The sequence below is a fragment of the Ruegeria sp. CH10 genome, from assembly GCF_056537125.1.
Map to the genome: position 1 here is coordinate 1 of NZ_JBQFQY010000006.1, position 15404 is coordinate 15404.

17 protein-coding genes and 1 tRNA gene are annotated in these 15404 nt (G+C 56.3%); 6 read left to right on the forward strand and 12 right to left on the reverse strand.

Annotated features, from left to right (window positions below; genetic code table 11):
- Nucleotides 1-13: 13 nt before the first annotated feature.
- Nucleotides 14-90, forward strand: a tRNA-Met gene (locus tag ACRZ94_RS16400).
- Between the two features lie 311 nt (nucleotides 91-401).
- On the opposite strand, the gene ACRZ94_RS16405 is transcribed toward ACRZ94_RS16400, so the two are convergent.
- The 8 genes from ACRZ94_RS16405 to ACRZ94_RS16440 form a co-directional block, all read right to left on the reverse strand.
- A complete protein-coding gene (locus ACRZ94_RS16405; protein WP_480797849.1) occupies nucleotides 402-1217 on the reverse strand; it encodes a Pnap_2097 family protein in 816 nt (271 codons plus the stop codon).
- Complete coding sequence (locus tag ACRZ94_RS16410) at nucleotides 1214-2470, reverse strand: MSMEG_0569 family flavin-dependent oxidoreductase (protein WP_480655716.1); 1257 nt, start codon at nucleotides 2468-2470, stop codon at nucleotides 1214-1216. The genes ACRZ94_RS16405 and ACRZ94_RS16410 overlap by 4 nt, the downstream gene beginning before the upstream one ends.
- A 10-nt stretch (nucleotides 2471-2480) precedes the next feature.
- The gene (locus ACRZ94_RS16415) at nucleotides 2481-2759 is read right to left on the reverse strand and encodes an MSMEG_0570 family nitrogen starvation response protein (RefSeq protein ID WP_480655714.1); all 279 of its coding nucleotides are present in this window, start codon (nucleotides 2757-2759) and stop codon (nucleotides 2481-2483) included.
- Nucleotides 2752-3735, reverse strand: coding sequence for a sll0787 family AIR synthase-like protein (locus ACRZ94_RS16420; protein WP_480655712.1), 984 nt, complete (start codon nucleotides 3733-3735; stop codon nucleotides 2752-2754). The genes ACRZ94_RS16415 and ACRZ94_RS16420 overlap by 8 nt, the downstream gene beginning before the upstream one ends.
- Nucleotides 3735-4283, reverse strand: coding sequence for an MSMEG_0567/Sll0786 family nitrogen starvation N-acetyltransferase (locus ACRZ94_RS16425; RefSeq protein WP_480655710.1), 549 nt, complete (start codon nucleotides 4281-4283; stop codon nucleotides 3735-3737). Before ACRZ94_RS16425 ends, ACRZ94_RS16420 begins: the two co-directional genes overlap by 1 nt.
- Nucleotides 4280-5380 carry an MSMEG_0568 family radical SAM protein gene (locus tag ACRZ94_RS16430; RefSeq protein ID WP_480797850.1) on the reverse strand — a complete coding sequence of 367 codons (1101 nt, stop codon included), beginning with the start codon at nucleotides 5378-5380 and terminating at the stop codon, nucleotides 4280-4282. Before ACRZ94_RS16430 ends, ACRZ94_RS16425 begins: the two co-directional genes overlap by 4 nt.
- A complete protein-coding gene (locus tag ACRZ94_RS16435; RefSeq protein ID WP_480797851.1) occupies nucleotides 5373-6353 on the reverse strand; it encodes a Nit6803 family nitrilase in 981 nt (326 codons plus the stop codon). The genes ACRZ94_RS16430 and ACRZ94_RS16435 overlap by 8 nt, the downstream gene beginning before the upstream one ends.
- A gap of 108 nt (nucleotides 6354-6461) precedes the next feature.
- Complete coding sequence (locus ACRZ94_RS16440; RefSeq protein ID WP_480655705.1) at nucleotides 6462-6944, reverse strand: MSMEG_0572/Sll0783 family nitrogen starvation response protein; 483 nt, start codon at nucleotides 6942-6944, stop codon at nucleotides 6462-6464.
- Between the two features lie 267 nt (nucleotides 6945-7211).
- Between ACRZ94_RS16440 and ACRZ94_RS16445 the strand changes: the two genes are divergently transcribed.
- Nucleotides 7212-8582, forward strand: a complete 1371-nt coding sequence (locus tag ACRZ94_RS16445) for an aminotransferase-like domain-containing protein (RefSeq protein ID WP_480797852.1) — start codon at nucleotides 7212-7214, stop codon at nucleotides 8580-8582.
- 365 nt (nucleotides 8583-8947) lie between these two features.
- On the opposite strand, the gene ACRZ94_RS16450 is transcribed toward ACRZ94_RS16445, so the two are convergent.
- Both ACRZ94_RS16450 and ACRZ94_RS16455 read right to left on the reverse strand, forming a co-directional pair.
- Entirely contained in the window at nucleotides 8948-9322 is a 375-nt protein-coding gene (locus ACRZ94_RS16450; RefSeq protein WP_480655701.1) for a DUF983 domain-containing protein, read from the reverse strand.
- A gap of 89 nt (nucleotides 9323-9411) precedes the next feature.
- Nucleotides 9412-10254, reverse strand: a complete 843-nt coding sequence (locus ACRZ94_RS16455) for a cysteine hydrolase family protein (protein ID WP_480797853.1) — start codon at nucleotides 10252-10254, stop codon at nucleotides 9412-9414.
- Nucleotides 10255-10325: 71 nt separating this feature from the next.
- Between ACRZ94_RS16455 and ACRZ94_RS16460 the strand changes: the two genes are divergently transcribed.
- The 4 genes from ACRZ94_RS16460 (at nucleotide 10326) to ACRZ94_RS16475 (ending at nucleotide 14208) form a co-directional block, all read left to right on the forward strand.
- The gene (locus tag ACRZ94_RS16460) at nucleotides 10326-11303 is read left to right on the forward strand and encodes an AraC family transcriptional regulator (protein WP_480655697.1); all 978 of its coding nucleotides are present in this window, start codon (nucleotides 10326-10328) and stop codon (nucleotides 11301-11303) included.
- Between the two features lie 52 nt (nucleotides 11304-11355).
- Entirely contained in the window at nucleotides 11356-12201 is an 846-nt protein-coding gene (gene rfbD / locus ACRZ94_RS16465; protein WP_480655695.1) for a dTDP-4-dehydrorhamnose reductase, read from the forward strand.
- A gap of 51 nt (nucleotides 12202-12252) precedes the next feature.
- The gene (locus ACRZ94_RS16470) at nucleotides 12253-13203 is read left to right on the forward strand and encodes a carbon-nitrogen hydrolase family protein (RefSeq protein WP_480797854.1); all 951 of its coding nucleotides are present in this window, start codon (nucleotides 12253-12255) and stop codon (nucleotides 13201-13203) included.
- Nucleotides 13204-13668: 465 nt separating this feature from the next.
- A complete protein-coding gene (locus ACRZ94_RS16475) occupies nucleotides 13669-14208 on the forward strand; it encodes a recombinase family protein (protein ID WP_480797855.1) in 540 nt (179 codons plus the stop codon).
- Here ACRZ94_RS16475 and ACRZ94_RS16480 read toward each other — a convergent pair.
- Both ACRZ94_RS16480 and ACRZ94_RS16485 read right to left on the reverse strand, forming a co-directional pair.
- Nucleotides 14205-15071 (reverse strand): ImmA/IrrE family metallo-endopeptidase, encoded by an 867-nt coding sequence (locus ACRZ94_RS16480; protein ID WP_480655690.1) that lies wholly within the window; start codon nucleotides 15069-15071, stop codon nucleotides 14205-14207. The genes ACRZ94_RS16475 and ACRZ94_RS16480 overlap by 4 nt on opposite strands.
- Nucleotides 15058-15393 (reverse strand): helix-turn-helix domain-containing protein, encoded by a 336-nt coding sequence (locus tag ACRZ94_RS16485; RefSeq protein WP_480655688.1) that lies wholly within the window; start codon nucleotides 15391-15393, stop codon nucleotides 15058-15060. Before ACRZ94_RS16485 ends, ACRZ94_RS16480 begins: the two co-directional genes overlap by 14 nt.
- Nucleotides 15394-15404: the final 11 nt, after the last annotated feature.

Consider the following 15404-nt stretch of genomic DNA (forward strand, 5'->3'; position numbering starts at 1 on the left):
AAAGAACACCTGGCGCGGGGTGGAGCAGTCCGGTAGCTCGTCAGGCTCATAACCTGAAGGTCAGAGGTTCAAATCCTCTCCCCGCAACCAACTAAAACGCCCTAGCCGCAAGCGGTTGGGGCTTTTTTCGTTGCTGGCACCTGAAGCGCCTTGCAGCGTTTTTGCAGCAGCCGAGGTAGATGGATTGCAGCAGAGTGCTGCAGAGTCTCGAACAAGCCGCCTCAGGGCGGCTTTGTTCGTTTTCGGGATCAAACGGCTGGATTGGAAGAACGCGGTCCAAGAAACTGTGAAAAAGCTGACGTAACGCGGATGGAGGAACCGTTACCGACAGTCAAAAAGGGGGCTGAAATCTGAGCATGCCCGGATAAATACTGGAGTGCACAGGGCAGAACCGTCACACTTCAAAATCTGCTCAGTGAACAACTGGCGAGAAGGCTGTTCTGTGCCGGATGATGATTCGCGGTCCAAAGCTCGAAGCATTTATTCCCGTTCACCGATGCGGAGCCAGAAACAACTTCACCTTTTTCAATGTTCCTAAAATACAAAACCTTGCGGTTTTTGATCGCGCTCCAGCTGACATTCTCGGAAACGACTGCTTCAGTATGTTCAAACAGCCGCGTAAAGCTCGGGAAGTACAGCAAGCCGACTGCATTGAAGTCCGTTCCGACATGTGGAGTGAGCGGCACGAACTGCGACGCATTCTGACGTGCGCGTTTTTGTTGTGCCTTCGCCTGTGCAGACGCGCATTGCGCAAAATTATCGGGTGCTGGTTCTAGTACCGGAATCAGGTAGGGCGCTGCGCGCCGCACGCTCGCGTTCACGCCTGCCTGCATATGCGCCACGAAGGTTGAAACGAGTTTGAACTGTGCCACCTCTTCATCGTTCATGACAAGCCGATGAGTAGACTGAATGCGGCTGCGACCAACGGCCCATAGCTCAGAATGTATCTCCAACAGTTTGCCAAGTTCGACCAGATCGGGTTGCAGCTGACAGAATTCCGTCGCACAAAATGCTGCATAGAGTTGTCGGCCATTGGTGTCCCGAAAGACGGTTGTGTTCTGGCCGACAGCATCAGCGATTAGTTGCCAATGCACGTCACCCAGATGTTTGAGCCACCGGTCCTCTGATATGCCGTGCGGAGCGAGCTGCGCCATACCCAGTGCAATCGTGTCGCACCGTCGGAGCGGCGCGCTCTGAACGACGGCGGGACGTGTCATGAGGCGACCTGAAGCGCGGATTTGGCATGAGCCGCGATCTGATCGACCAGATGACGGGAATCTTCGTTGATACCAAGGAAACGCCCGGACCCCCAGGTATTCAGCCAACCAAGGCCGATAAAATAAAAACCTTCTTCCTTGCACACGCCGCGATCATAGGTCGGGCGCCCATGTGCATCAAAAACATCGACATCAATCCAGCTGTAATCCGCACGAAACCCGATCGCCCAGAGGATGGATGTGATGCCTTCTTTTGTGCAGTCGATTTCGGTGATTTCCCGCTCTGGCTGCCAGACCTTCTCAAAGGCGGGTTCTTGTGGGGCGTCGATATTGTTTTTGGCGATATAGGCATCAATCGCGTCGCGGATGCCGACATAACTTTCGTCGGCATCATCAAGATTGGTTTCGAGGTCGGGCAGGAACTGGATGGATGTCCCCTCCATCCCGCTGACCGAGCCGTAGAGTGATACGCCGTCACGGGCGAATTTGCGCAGATCTATTTCGTGCCCGCCATCGCGGCCGGTCATGTAATGGTTGGTTTTTGTGACCGCGTGTTCCGGGTTGGGGTGTTGGTCGATCGTGATTTCGTAGTGCCCCATATCATTGAGCCAATCGGTCGAATCCCGCCCCCGGTACTTGCGCGGTGCACGCGGGGCGGGCCCCACCGCGAGATGCACGTCGCGTCCTTTCAGATGCATGTCCTCCATCAACTGCACACCGGATTGACCGGTGCCCACGATCAAGGTGCCTCCTTCGGGCATCTGTTCGGGTTTGCGATAGTCGACCGAATGCATTTGCTGGATCGAAGGGTCGAGCTTGTCCGCATAGGCCGGAACGATTGGGTTGTCGTATCCTCCTGTCGCGATAACGACCTGATCGGCAGAGTAATTCCCTTTGTTGCTGTTCACCAGATAGCCGCCCCCCGGGCGTTTGCTGATCTTTGTGACTTCACAATTTTCAACCACTGGTGGATTGAAGCTTTCGGCGAAGGCATCAAGGTAATCAGTGATTTCCTCTTTGACCATGAAGCCGTCCGGGTCCGTGCCTCGATAGGGGAAATCCGGCAGGCGGCATTGCCAGTTTGGCGTCACAAGGCAGAAGCTGTCCCAGCGGTTCACACGCCATGAGTGGAATTTTCCGTGGCGCTCCAGAACGATATGATCCAGCCCTTCCTGGCAGAGGTAATAGCTGACGGACAAACCAGCCTGCCCGCCGCCGACGACGACAACCGATTTATGTTCACGTTGGGTCATGGTGCAATCCTTAAGAAATCGAGAGGCAGGTCACATCTGCCGGTAAAGCAAAGCTGCGGGCCTTGCGTTCAATTGCCGTCAGCTGGGCCTCGGCGCTGGTGCAGCGATAGCCAAATTTGGCTTCTACGCGGGTGCTGGCCTTTTCCAGAGCGATCCGGCAGCGGGTCACGAACTCATCCAGCGGGTAGGTCGTTTCTGCCGTCAGGAAATCCCGCACGACAGTGGAGGGTGAATAGCAGTGTTCAACCTGGCCATCCGGCCAGCGGACAGTGAAGCGGGCTTCAGGCATGGCTGGCCTCTTTGGCGGACAGGTTCAGGTAGGGTGTGTGGGCATGATCCCAGAACTGCGCCGTCCCGTCCCTGCCGGTCAGATGCAGCGCGCTGCCTTCCGAGACGTCCCCGCAGGGGGCTGCAGAGATGCCCTGCGCCCTGAAGGCGTCACAGACGATTTCCGCGTTTTGCGGGCGCACAGACAGCAGGAACCCGAAACTTGGAAAGCTGCGCAACCAGCGCGCCATATCCACGCCGACAGGCTTGGGGAGTGCTTCGAGCTGTATATCGATCGCAACGCCCGAAGTTTCGGCCAGCATCAAGGCCGTTCCAACAATGCCGCCCTGACTGATGTCTTTCCCAGAGGTGACAAGACCGGCTTCGGCGAGGTCCGGCAATATCTCCAGTGCCGCGCGCAATTGCGCCGGTGGCGTTGTCAGCGCAGCATTCCAGTTGTCAAACGGTTCGCGGTAATTTGCCCGCAGATCAACCGCGCAGACCAGCACATCTCCGGGACGCGCATCAAAGCTGGAAATCAGTTCTTTGGCGTGCCCGATGATCGAAACCGAAAGCTGCAATGCGTCGGTGTGCAGGTTGGTATGTCCGCCAACGATCGGAACCTGGTAGGCTTGGGACGCAGCCTTCATGCCTGCAAGAACAGGTTGTGCCTGTTCGGCATTGGGGGCCCAGATCGCATTGGTGATCGCACGAGGGCGCCCGCCCATGGAAAGAACGTCCGAGATGTTCACCATCACACCGCACCAGCCTGCAAACCATGGATCGGCTTTGACAAAGGCATTGATGAACCCTTCGCAGGAGAAAAGATCGAACCCGTCGCCTGTGGGCAAAACGGCGCAATCATCGCCGGGCTTGCCTTCACTTTGCGCCGTCAGGCCCAGTGTTTCGGTGCTTTCCGCAATATCCAGTTTGCCGCAGATGGAGGGATGCTTTCGAAGATCGCGTACGATGCTGCGTGTTGGCGCCTGCCGGTTCATCACGAGGCCCTCCGTCTTGGGGGCAGCGTTTTCCATCCCGCGAAGGGATCCGGGATCGGCGGATAGAATGCCAGATCCGCCTGCATCTCCACATGCGGCATGCTATGGATTTTGACTTCGCGAAGAGGACGCCAGTGCAATCGCTTGAACAGCGTCACATTCTGCATCTGCACATGCGCAAGAAACCTATCGCAGCCGCGGCCATGGGCGGTACTGACTGCAAGGTGGATCAGTTCGGTTCCGAGCCGTCCAATCCGGCGGTGGCTCTGCGCAACGGCAAGCCGCGATCCGCGCCAATTGCGTGGGCTTTCTTCGTGAATGCGGACGGTTCCGACCACCTGATCGGCCTCTGAAGCAAAGGTGCTGATCGCTGCCAAAGGCATCGCGATGTCATCTATGTCATCGCGGTCGTCGCCCTCAAAGATGCCCTGTTCCCCGACAAAGACCTGACGGCGCAATGCGCGTACGCCTTCAATCTCCCAGGGTTGGGTCGCCGCGCGGATGATGTAATCGGGGGAGAGAAAAGCCCGGGCGCTCTGAAAACTCATGACACCCTCAGCTTTTCATAAACCGACAATGCCGAGCAGGCACCGCACTTCGCACAGCCTGCTTTGGCGGCCTCAGCGCTCATTCCGGCGCGCAGGATCATGCGCGACAGCGGAGCGAGAATCCCGGCCATGAAGTCAGCGTCAGGCGACGGATGGCTTTCCATCGGCGTACCCGAGACCGGTACAAATGGCACCACAAAGGGGTAGACGCCGATTTTGCACAGCTCCTGCGAGGTTTGCAGGATGGCCTCGGGCGTGTCACCAAGGCCCGCAAGGATATAGGTCGAGACCTGTCCCCGGCCAAAAACCTTGACCGCTGCTTTGAAGCTCTCGAAGTATTTCTCAAGGGTAATCTGGGCCTTGCCTGGCATGACACGCGCCCGCACCTCCGGGGTTACGGCCTCCAGATGCATACCAAGGTTATCAATTCCCGCTTCGAACATGCGTTGATGCCAGATGTCATCTTCGGGGGGTTCGCATTGGCCCTGAATCGGCAGATCGACAGCCGCTTTGACCGCCTGCGCGCTTTCGACCATGACCTGCGCGCCACGGTCCTTTCCGGCAGGCGTGCCGGTCGTCATGACCATGTGCTTGACCCCGTCCAGCTCTACGGCTGCCTTGGCAACTTCGGCCAGTTGAGCGGGCGTTTTATGGGCGATGGTGCGCCCCGCCGCGAGGGACTGTCCGATTGAGCAGAACTGACAGGTCTTTTTGCGGCTCGCATAACGGATGCACTCCTGCAAAACCGTGGTGGCCAGAACATCCTTGGAGTGCAGGGTTGCGATCTTGTGATATTCGATCCCGTCGGCTGTCATCAGGTCATAAAATTTCGGGCGGGTCGGAAATTTGACCTGACCCAGCGGCACACCTGCCTTGGTGATTTCGGCCATGCCATTCGCATCGGGGGCCTGTACGATGTAGGGGCTGTCAAATGCCGGGGCGGTGTGTACCGGGATCATGACAGTCGTTTCGCCAATCGTGACGGCCTTGTGATCGGTTGGGCCCGCGCCACCCCTGCGGCTTTCCATGCCCACGGTCGGATCGACGAGGCGCATGCCATGGGTTTGCAATTCATTGATAAGCGCAGCTTCAGACATCTTCGGCCTCCACGTCTGGGGTTGTGGTCAGGTCCTGCACCTGTTCGATACGGTGCACCGGCTGAGCCGGGCGTGCGTCGTGGACCAGATGCAGCAGCTCTGGCCGGGCGTAATGGCCGACGCTGTCCATCATACGTTTTCGTTTGGTGACAAGTTTCATATCCAGATCGGCGATCAGAATGCCTTCGCCTTCGGTCAGAGGGGGCACCACGTGGCGTCCCTCGGGCGATATGATGCAGGTCATGCAGCCATCGCGCAGACCTTTCTGCAGCTTTGGATCTTCGGTGACAGAGCAAATCTGTTCTTCGGTGAGCCACCCGGTCGAGTTGACGACAAAAGCGCCTGCCTCCAGCGCATGATGCCGCATGGTGACTTCGATCTGTTCCCCAAAGACCGGGCCAACGAGACTGCCGGGGAAATGGCCGACGTGAATTTCCTCATGCTGGGCCATCAGCGCATAGCGGGCCAGCGGGTTATAGTGTTCCCAGCAGGCCAGCGCGCCGACGCGCCCCACTTTGGTGTCGACAACCTTCAGGCCTGCGCCGTCGCCCTGACCCCAGATCATGCGTTCATGATAGGTGGGCGTGATCTTGCGGCGCTTCAGCGCCAGAGACCCATCGGCATCGAAAATCAGCTGCGTGTTGAAAAGCGAGCCATTGTCGCGTTCGTTCACCCCAAGAACCACGACGACACCGCGTTTGCGTGCCGCATCCGCCACGGCTTGTGTCTCGACCGAAGGCACAACGACAGCCTCTTCATAAAGGCGCAGGTGTTCCGGGCCTTGCTGGATGGGCGGCAGCACGAATGAGAAATAGGGGTAGTAGGGCACAAAGGTTTCGGGAAAAACGATCAGTTCCGCGCCTTTTTCAGCGGCCTCGGCAATGGCGTTCAGAACCCGCTCTATGGTGCCTGCGCGGCTGGTCAGATCCGGGGCAATCTGCACAGCAGCGGCGCGGACGATTTTGTCTGTCATGGGGCGATCCTCTTTGGCGCGATGGACGACGCCGCTGCCGTCCGTGGAACAATCGGAAAGGAGGGAACCCCTGAGGCGACGCCGTTGCCACCTCAGGGGAGGGGCCCGTCAGAGGGTCCAGGTGTCGACGATCACCGCGTCATCGCGCATGTGCAGCAGTTTGAGATCCAGCACATCCTGTGGCGCGATCGGGGTAATGCCAGGCAGCAGCGAAGGCTCACCATGGCCCATCAGCATCTGCAGCGCGAAACGGCAGGCATAGACCTTGCCGCCCTCTTTCATGAATTTCTTCATGTTCGCGGCATAGTTCTGGGCACCGGGGAAGGCTTCGTCCCCAAGGGTCGGGAAACCACGCTGAACACCCAGCGATACGCCCGGACCATACAGCAGGATCGAGGTCTCAAATCCTTTGCGTTGCAGGCGGATCGCCTGAAGGATGTTGACCAGACCAATCGAGCCCTCAAAGGCAACCGAGTGGAACGTGACGAGGGCCTTCTGGCCTTCTTCGGCCTGAACGTCTTCAAAGACCTTTTCTTCGTAGTCTACAAAAAAATCGCCGTCTTTGTGGGCTGGTGTGGTGACTTCGGGCATTGCGTTCTCCTGTCAATCGCGTTGGCTTCTAGCCTTGCTAGACGTGGCGCCGGAGATCTGCCCATTGATACATACAATATCTCTAACAATTCAATTGTATTGATTGCATGAATATGCCTGATACATATGCATATCGCGAACAATGCGCCCAATAAATAACCGTAAATGGTCTGGTAGAGGAAAAATAGGCCCGGAGTCGGGGTGAGTTATTGTACGCAGAACATGCATACAATACTGGGCTGGTTCACGATAATCCCGGAGGGAATAATGGATAACTGGGCGCAGCGAATCGCACATTCCGGCAAACCACGCTATCTGGCGATTGCTGACTGCATCGCACAGGACATGAAAGACCGTGTGCTTTTGCCCGGTGATCGCCTGCTGCCTCAGCGCAGGCTGGCGGATCTGATCGGTGTGGATTTCACCACCGTGTCCCGAGCGTATTCCGAAGCGATCAGCCGCGGTCTGATCGAAGCGCATGTCGGGCGCGGGACGTTTGTCCTGGCTCAGCAAAGCTTTAGCGAACTCAGCGATGAGCGTCGTGTTGTTGCAAACGACCTAACCATGAATGCGCCACCAGAGCCGACCGATCCAGAATTGTTGGAGCGGATGCGGTCTGGTCTGACCGCAGTTTCCAATGATCTCATCCACCTTTTGAGATACCAGAGTCCGATTGGTGGAGAAATTGACAAAGAGGCTGCATCCATCTGGCTGTCGATGCGGGGGCTTGTGCCTAATCTGGATCGTGTCGCCGTGACTCCCGGCGCCCATGCAACCATGACGGCGATTTTGACCATTCTTGCGCGGCCAGGTGACACCGTTCTTTGCGAGGACATCACCTATGCCGGGTTCAAGAAGATTGCCGCGCAGCTCAGGTTGAAGCTTGTTGGCCTGCCGATGGACGACAAAGGTATCTTGCCGGAAAAGCTCGAAGCAGCGATCGAGGAACACAAGCCAAAGGCGTTGTATCTCAACCCGACACTGCACAATCCAACCACGATGATCGTCCCCCAGGATCGTCGGCTTGAAATCACCGATGTTCTGAAGCGTCATGGCTTGCCCCTGATTGAAGACGACGCCTATGGATTTGTCCTGCCCGACGCTCCTCCTCCAATGGCGGCCAGCGCCCCGGAACTGACCTGGTACATAGGAGGTTTGGCAAAGTGCATTGGCGCGGGTCTGCGACTGGCCTATGCTATCGCGCCAACCGCCCGCACATGCTTTGCGCTGGAGAACGGGGTGCGTGCGCTGGCCGTGATGACGTCACCTGTTTCGATGGCCATCGCAACGCGATGGGTTCTGGACGGGACCGCTGATCAGATCAGACGCTTTATTCGGCGAGAAACCGCGATCCGGCAAGGTATTGCCGCGAATACCATCACCGAAGCTGATTTCGTCTCAAATCCGCATGCATTCAATCTCTGGCTGCGTCTTCCCGAAAACGTCAATTGCGCCGCTCTCATGGCAAATATGTCAAATCAGGAAATCGGAATTTCTCCGGAAAGCGCCTTCAGAACAGCGGGAAATCGCGATCAATTTGTAAGGGTGTGTTTGGGAGGAAGGCTGCACCGGGATAGCCTGTCACAAACCTTATCACATCTGAATAATCAGATATGGCAGCTTGCCAAACTCTCATAGAGAAAAAACAGGGTTCCGTTCAGGAAATGGAAGTCTGGGCTGAGCAGCCCCATCCAACTGGTCCAATTTGATTGTCAGAGCATGATCGGCATGTGATCCATCGGGATGATGGTTTCCGGGGCCGGTGGGCGATAGGCTGTGTGTCAAAAACGGTCGATTTCGCCATTGACAGAAACGGTTGGGTTTTGGCAGCTTCTGCGGTGCGAAGAAGGCACGGAACAAGCCGGGATCGGAAGTCACTGTTTTGGGCTACACGCGCTTGCTATTAGATTTGCTGGCTAAGCACTCTTTTTTGCTCGGGAACGCATCGTAAAAACCGGCTATTCGCATGGGATGAGACATGCTGTGGGGGCTGAAGGTGCGTTTCAGAAACCGTGTACGCTTTTCGCCCATTGGAAGCCAATCAGGGCACCTTTTATGCGCGGCAGGAGTGCAAGTGACAGTGTGATCGACCCAATTGATATTGTCATTGCCATGACGAAAGGCGAAGGGTGCCACACCGACCACATGATGTGCAGGGCGAACCCGGCCAAATGTCCAACGATCAGAATTGTGAAATAGGCGGGGCCGTCATCGGCCTGTGCACGCGACAGATCCAAACCGCAATTCTCGCAGGTCTTTCTGACCTTAAGATAGCTATGAAGCGCCGCCCCCTCACCGCAGCGTGGACATTTCATCATGAATCCCCGGCGGAGCGCGGTGCGCAGGCTTCTCTCTTCGTTCTGATTGGTCTCTGCCATAGTCTTTTGCCTGCTTTTCGCGAGGGCATCGCATGTGCAAAAAAAAATGACAGCGCAGCCCAAGCTGCGCTGTCTGGTTTCGTGCGACGTTACGCTGCGCCTTTGATCTGAGCCACAGCTTCTTCAGTCGACCAAACTGCGTTTGCCATGTAGCGGAAGTTGATCAGCGCGGACAGGTAGCCGTCACCTTCTGGGACTTTCGCAGCCGCTGTTGCGTCTTTTACAACAGCCACTTCAAACCCGTCTTCCAGCAATTCACGCATGTGGGATTCCACACACAGGTTCGCAGACATGCCGCCCAGAACCACCTGATCTACGCCAGCTTTGCGCAGCTGCAGGCTCAGGTCGTTGGTGTCGTTGCCATAGACCTTGTGAGGCGAGGTTACGATGGTCTTGCCGTCTTCGATGTACTTTTTGTACTGCGGCATCCAGTCAGCACCAGAGCCTTCGAACCCGTCCAGGTTCAGCGGGCCTTTGCGGTCGAACATACCGATTTTATGCATCAGTTTTTCGAGCGCGCCTTCGAATTTCCAGGCGTGGTCTGTCGGATAGTAGTAATGCGGTGAAACCGCGGTCACGATGTCAACTTCTTTCGCAACCTTGAACAGCGCTTCGATGTTGTCGACGGTGTTGTGCTGTTCGACGCTTGGGCCGATCACGCCCCATGTCACGCCCTCAGGGTGCAGGAAGTCGATCTGCGGGTCGATGATGACGACGGCCGTGCGGCTGAGGTCCAGCTTCATGTTCGAAGGTGGCAGAGCAGGGCTTGCTGGCTCAGCGTAAGGGTCTTCAGCGCTTTGAGCTTCCGCGCTTCCAGCGCCAACGACGGCTGCTGCACCCGCTGCAGAAGCCATCAATCCGCCCCGCAATGCTGCGCGGCGTGACAGGTTTTGCTTTTGGGGGTCGTCGTCATGATCAGTGCAGTTACACATCAGTCTGTCCTTCCTAAAGGTTTCGGTAAGATAGACATAAAAAGATCGATGTATCTTTACGTATCGAATGTGTGCCTTTTAAAAAACAAGCGTATCATTTCGTATCGACTACCCATAACTTTGGTCTCATGAATTATGAACACGTCTTCGACCACCTGAATATTCTGCCCGAACCTTTTGCGGTATGCCAGCTAAATGGCCCCTGCAATTTGGGTCTTGGGCAGGATGCAGCAGCGGTCCTTCATTATGTACTTTCCGGCGAGGGGGTGCTGGCGCTAAAGTCTTGTCCAGACATTCCTATCAAACCAGGAACGCTCATTTTGGTGCCGGCGCTGCAGGCCCATACGCTGCGCAGCTCAGGCGGGCGAAATGACCCAATACCGGATTGCAAACCAGCAGAGCTGCAGCTTCAACATCTGCTGAAATCATCTCACGCTGACGGTGAAGACGGCCAGCTGATCGCGCTTTGTGCGCATGTCCGCGTCGGCCTGCGCGGTGCAGAGAATGTTGTGGATCTGATCCGCAGCCCCCTGGTTGAGAATATTTGCGAAAACAACCCATTGCACGCGACCTTGCGGGCGCTGCTGCATGAGATCAGCGCCCCAACAACTGGCAGCCGCGCAATGATACAGGCGCTTTTGACGCAATGCATGATCGAGATTCTGCGGCGCAGACTGACTGAAGATGACAGCGGGCTCAGATGGATGGCCGCGCTGCGTGACCCGCAGGTCTGGGATGCGCTTCGTGCGATGCTGGATGCTCCCGGCGATCCGCATACTGTGGACAGTCTGGCAGAACGGGTCGGCATGAGCCGGTCCACCTTTGCAAACCGATTTTCGGCAGCTTACGGCAGTGGCCCAATTGATCTGCTGCGGGATCTGAGATTGCGCAAAGCGGCTGTGTTGTTGCGCGACACAGACACGCCGGTCAAGCGCATCGCCCATTTGGTCGGGTTTTCGAGCCGCACGGCCTTCAGCCGTCTGTTTGAACAACGCATCGGGGAAAGCCCCCAGCAGTTCCGAAAAACCCAGAAGGAGAAACTCCGATGAGCGCAACTGCCCCCATCATGCAAAGGCTCCATGAACAGCAAGGTGAAAGAAGATGAAAGTTCTCGTTTTTGGCAAAACTGGTCAGGTCGCACGTGAACTTGCTGCGCTGGACCCCGAAGTGCAGTGTCTGGGACGCGAGGATGCGGATTTGTCTGACCCGGAAGCCTGCGCAGCAGCAATTCGCAAACACGCGCCCGATGCGGTGATCAATGCGGCAGCCTATACCTCGGTGGACCAGGCGGAATGGCATGAGAAAGACGTCGCGCTGATCAATGGTGTGGCCCCCGGGGCGATGGCCCTTACCTGTGCAGAGCTTGATATTCCGTTTGTGCATCTCTCGACAGATTACGTGTTTGACGGAGCAGGAGATCACCCCTTTTGGCCGGGGCATCCGACGGGGCCACTTGGGGTCTATGGCGAGTCAAAGCGCTTGGGGGAACGAGCCGTGATGGCGGCTGGCGGCACCCACGCAGTGGTGCGCACATCCTGGGTTTTTTCGGCGCATGGCAAGAATTTTCTTAAATCCATGCTCAAACTGTTTGGTGAACGAGACCACCTTGAGGTGGTTGCAGATCAGGTTGGAGGCCCGACACCGGCGCAGGCCATTGCCAGAGCCTGTCTTGAGATCGCACGGCAGCTGAAAACCAACCCAGAGAAAACAGACATCTATCATTTGTCTGGTGCGCCGGATGTCTCCTGGAAAACCTTTGCAGAGGAAATCGCCTCTGCTGCCAATGCTCAGATTGAGATTTCCGCGATCACGACGGACCAGTATCCGACACCCGCCGCACGTCCGCTGAATTCGCGGCTGGACTGCACATCCCTTGAAACGGCTTTCGGCATCAAACGTCCTGATTGGCGAAGCGCGGTGCAGCAGATTGTTGCTGACCTGACCTGACACGGCCCGAACACATTCGAAACTTCTGACAACCCGATAAGAAAGAAAGCCATGACCGATACATCCACACCCTTTTCCGCTGGTACATTGCGCCTTGCAGTGTTGCAGGTCGCACCGGTTTTCCTTGATGCATGGGCCACTTGGGAGAAGATCAAGGCGATGGCCCTGAAGGCGGTTCAAGACGGCGCTGAAGTGATCGTCTGGGGCGAGAGCCTGATACCTGGCTACCCCAATTGGCCAAGTCTGGATACATCCGACATGCAAGAGCCGGTTTATGCATTGTATTGGGATCAGGCGGTCACGCTGGACGGGCCATTGGTGGCTGACATCAAGGATTTTGCAAAGCGCAATAACGTGATGATAATCGGCGGTGTCGCGGAACGCGAAAGCGGATCCACCTATGCGACGATCCTTACGATTGGGCAGGATGGCACATTACTTGGGCGACATCGTAAGCTGAAGCCAACCTGGAAAGAGCGTTTGGTCTGGGCGGATGGTGATGGCCTTGGATTGCGCACACATGACACAAAAATTGGTAAAATCGGATCCCTGAACTGCTGGGAAAACTGGTTGCCGCTCGCGCGGGCTGCATTGCATCAGCAAGGTGAATTTGTGCATGTCGCCGTGTGGCCGGGCAATGACAACCTGGTGAAAGACATCACCCGCTTTATTGCGCTTGAAGCGAAATCCTGGTCGATCGCGGCCTGTGGTCTCTTGCGGTCATCGGACATGGCGCATCTCAGCGAGGAGGACTTCCCGATCAAAGACGCCATGATGAATTTCAAGGAAACCTGGCAAAACGGAGGATCGCGCATCATTGCACCCAATGGAGATGTGGTCGCGGGGCCGTTGTTTGACGAGGAAGGCATTGTTGCAGCAGATCTTTCGGCCAAAGATGTCGTCAGTGCACGGCAACTTATGGACTCAAGTGGCCACTATTCGCGCCACGATATCCTGCAACTTGATGTCCTCGGCCCAAACTCTTCTAGAGATCACGGGTAATTTTGGTCTGAAATCCGTTGAACGCAGTTAGAATGAAAACTTTGGCCAAAAAATATACATAACAGTAGAGTTCCTGTCCCACTTGCGAAGTGGTACTGCATCAGCGAATTTGACAATTCCAATGTCGGGAAAGCCCCGCGTTTCAATTGTCACATCGTGTTGCGGCGAAAGCGCTGTTCAGATCGAGAGGAAACTGCATACGTCAACGACTGCTTCGGTGATGTGTGCTGCACCGCGAAAAAAATACAAGCCGCTGCTGCACAATCATGCAGCGTTAGCGAAGGCAGAAAATCCAATACCCGGTTGGTCTGCGGGGCGGACATAAATCCCTTGATAGAACCTATAAAGCCCAAAACGGTCGTTTTTGCCGCCCCACCCCGCCCCACGTAAGATCAGTCTTTTAGCCATGACAAAAACCCCCGGCAAAACCTTTGCGGTTTTGGCAGGTTTTTGTCACAGTGAGACATGATCATTGGATATGCCCGCGTCAGCACTGACGAACAGAGCCTAGATTCACAGACGGATGCCTTGTCTGCCGCCGGAGCCGAGAAGGTTTTCGCGGACCGGATCAGCGGATCGAAGCGCGAGCGACCGGAGCTGGATAAGATGCTGGATCAGCTCCGCGATGGTGATGTTGTTATTGTCACCAAGTACGACCGCCTGGCACGGTCGCTGAAAGACTTGCTGGAGATTGTGGAGCTGATCCGCGAGCGCGGTGCTGGCTTTCGATCCTTGGCTGAAGACATCGACACGACGACGCCGGCCGGCCGTCTTGTGTTCCACGTCTTCGCATCCATCGCCCAATTCGAGCGGGAGCGGATTTCCGAGCGCACCAGAGAGGGACTTGCATCAGCTCGTAAACGCGGTCGGATCGGAGGAAGGCCCCCTGCCCTGACAACGGTTCAGAAGGACGAGGTGCGCCGGATGCGGGATAATGAACAGCGCGCCGTCGCGGAGATCGCGCGCTTGTTCAAGGTCAGTGAGCGGACGGTACGGCGAGCTTAACGCCGCCCGTAGAATGCGGGGGCATCCCATTGTTCATCGGCGTCATCGAGTTCGGCAGTCAGCAACGTCATCCGGAATCCATTTTGCTGTGCAAGGGTTTGCTCGAACAAACAGACCCCCGACGCATCATTCAACCAGGTGAAGCCGTCAACCTCAATGCACTCTGTCACTTCCCCTATGTTGGCTTTTGAAAGAGCGGAAACGCTTTGTTGTGGAACCGGCTGCCCACGTGACACGGACAATCCTGGAAAGAACTCATTGCACCGTGCGTATCGAATAACGCCTGCTTTGGAGAAAACCACGGCAGCGGGATCGCCGATGCGTGGAATGTAGCGCCTTGCGGCCGCTTCCCTGCTGACTTCGTGTCGCTGAGCCAATTCCAGAATGTTTGCCAGATCAGCATCCCCGCTGGCTCGTATGAACTCCGCCACCGATCTGGCGGGCATCAGTAACTCGGCCGCGAATTCGTTGGCTTGCTGTTCCATGCGAGAGTGCTGGTCGTTCGGTTTTGCTTTCTCGACCGCAAGGTCTCTCGCACGGCAGCGGAACCCATCCGGACTATTGGCGCGGTGAAAAGGGTGAACGTAGTGACCTATTTCATGGGCAATGGTGTAGCGCTTCCGGGTTTCGTGACGATCCTCATTAATGAGGATCGCTCCTTCCGACTTGTCGAGTGGAACAATGAGCGCTCCTTCCAAGCCACTTAGCCGCGCCTCCCTGATTTCGAAGATGTCGATGGCCTTTGCGATCTCTCTGACAGGTATTTTGACGGTATCGTCGGGAAGTTGGTTCAGGATCGCCTTCGCAAGCCTCTTCGGGTCGCTTCCGGCATCGTCAATCTCCATGCGGTCAATTTGTACCATCTGCCCCCTTTCGGCGGTTCCGCAAGGACTGGATCATGTCATCAATGATCGCCCGCTCGTTTTCCTCTAAGTCCCCGACCTGCCGGAACATCCGAGCCATTTCGTCGCTCTGGTCGCTTTCAAAATCTTCGCCGACAAGGTGCTTGATGGACACCTTGAAGTAGTCCGCGATCTTGGTCAGCAACTCAAGAGATGGATTGTCCGCTCTGCCTTTTTCAAGCTCCCAGATATGGGTCTTGGAAACCCCCAGAGCATCGGCAACTTCCTGCAAGGATTTTTTCTTTTTTACCCGAAGTTCGTTCAGACGGACTGCAAATGACATGGTTCTCTCCC

What these genes read in the sequence shown, in the direction of transcription:
- ACRZ94_RS16405 (WP_480797849.1), bottom strand. Translation starts at nt 1,217, where the DNA reads ATGACACGTCCCGCCGTCGTTCAGAGCGCGCCGCTCCGACGGTGCGAC.
- ACRZ94_RS16410 (WP_480655716.1), bottom strand. Translation starts at nt 2,470, where the DNA reads ATGACCCAACGTGAACATAAATCGGTTGTCGTCGTCGGCGGCGGGCAG.
- ACRZ94_RS16415 (WP_480655714.1), bottom strand. Translation starts at nt 2,759, where the DNA reads ATGCCTGAAGCCCGCTTCACTGTCCGCTGGCCGGATGGCCAGGTTGAA.
- ACRZ94_RS16420 (WP_480655712.1), bottom strand. Translation starts at nt 3,735, where the DNA reads ATGAACCGGCAGGCGCCAACACGCAGCATCGTACGCGATCTTCGAAAG.
- ACRZ94_RS16425 (WP_480655710.1), bottom strand. Translation starts at nt 4,283, where the DNA reads ATGAGTTTTCAGAGCGCCCGGGCTTTTCTCTCCCCCGATTACATCATC.
- ACRZ94_RS16430 (WP_480797850.1), bottom strand. Translation starts at nt 5,380, where the DNA reads ATGTCTGAAGCTGCGCTTATCAATGAATTGCAAACCCATGGCATGCGC.
- ACRZ94_RS16435 (WP_480797851.1), bottom strand. Translation starts at nt 6,353, where the DNA reads ATGACAGACAAAATCGTCCGCGCCGCTGCTGTGCAGATTGCCCCGGAT.
- ACRZ94_RS16440 (WP_480655705.1), bottom strand. Translation starts at nt 6,944, where the DNA reads ATGCCCGAAGTCACCACACCAGCCCACAAAGACGGCGATTTTTTTGTA.
- ACRZ94_RS16445 (WP_480797852.1), top strand. Translation starts at nt 7,212, where the DNA reads ATGGATAACTGGGCGCAGCGAATCGCACATTCCGGCAAACCACGCTAT.
- ACRZ94_RS16450 (WP_480655701.1), bottom strand. Translation starts at nt 9,322, where the DNA reads ATGGCAGAGACCAATCAGAACGAAGAGAGAAGCCTGCGCACCGCGCTC.
- ACRZ94_RS16455 (WP_480797853.1), bottom strand. Translation starts at nt 10,254, where the DNA reads ATGTGTAACTGCACTGATCATGACGACGACCCCCAAAAGCAAAACCTG.
- rfbD (WP_480655695.1), top strand. Translation starts at nt 11,356, where the DNA reads ATGAAAGTTCTCGTTTTTGGCAAAACTGGTCAGGTCGCACGTGAACTT.
- ACRZ94_RS16470 (WP_480797854.1), top strand. Translation starts at nt 12,253, where the DNA reads ATGACCGATACATCCACACCCTTTTCCGCTGGTACATTGCGCCTTGCA.
- ACRZ94_RS16475 (WP_480797855.1), top strand. Translation starts at nt 13,669, where the DNA reads ATGATCATTGGATATGCCCGCGTCAGCACTGACGAACAGAGCCTAGAT.
- ACRZ94_RS16480 (WP_480655690.1), bottom strand. Translation starts at nt 15,071, where the DNA reads ATGGTACAAATTGACCGCATGGAGATTGACGATGCCGGAAGCGACCCG.
- ACRZ94_RS16485 (WP_480655688.1), bottom strand. Translation starts at nt 15,393, where the DNA reads ATGTCATTTGCAGTCCGTCTGAACGAACTTCGGGTAAAAAAGAAAAAA.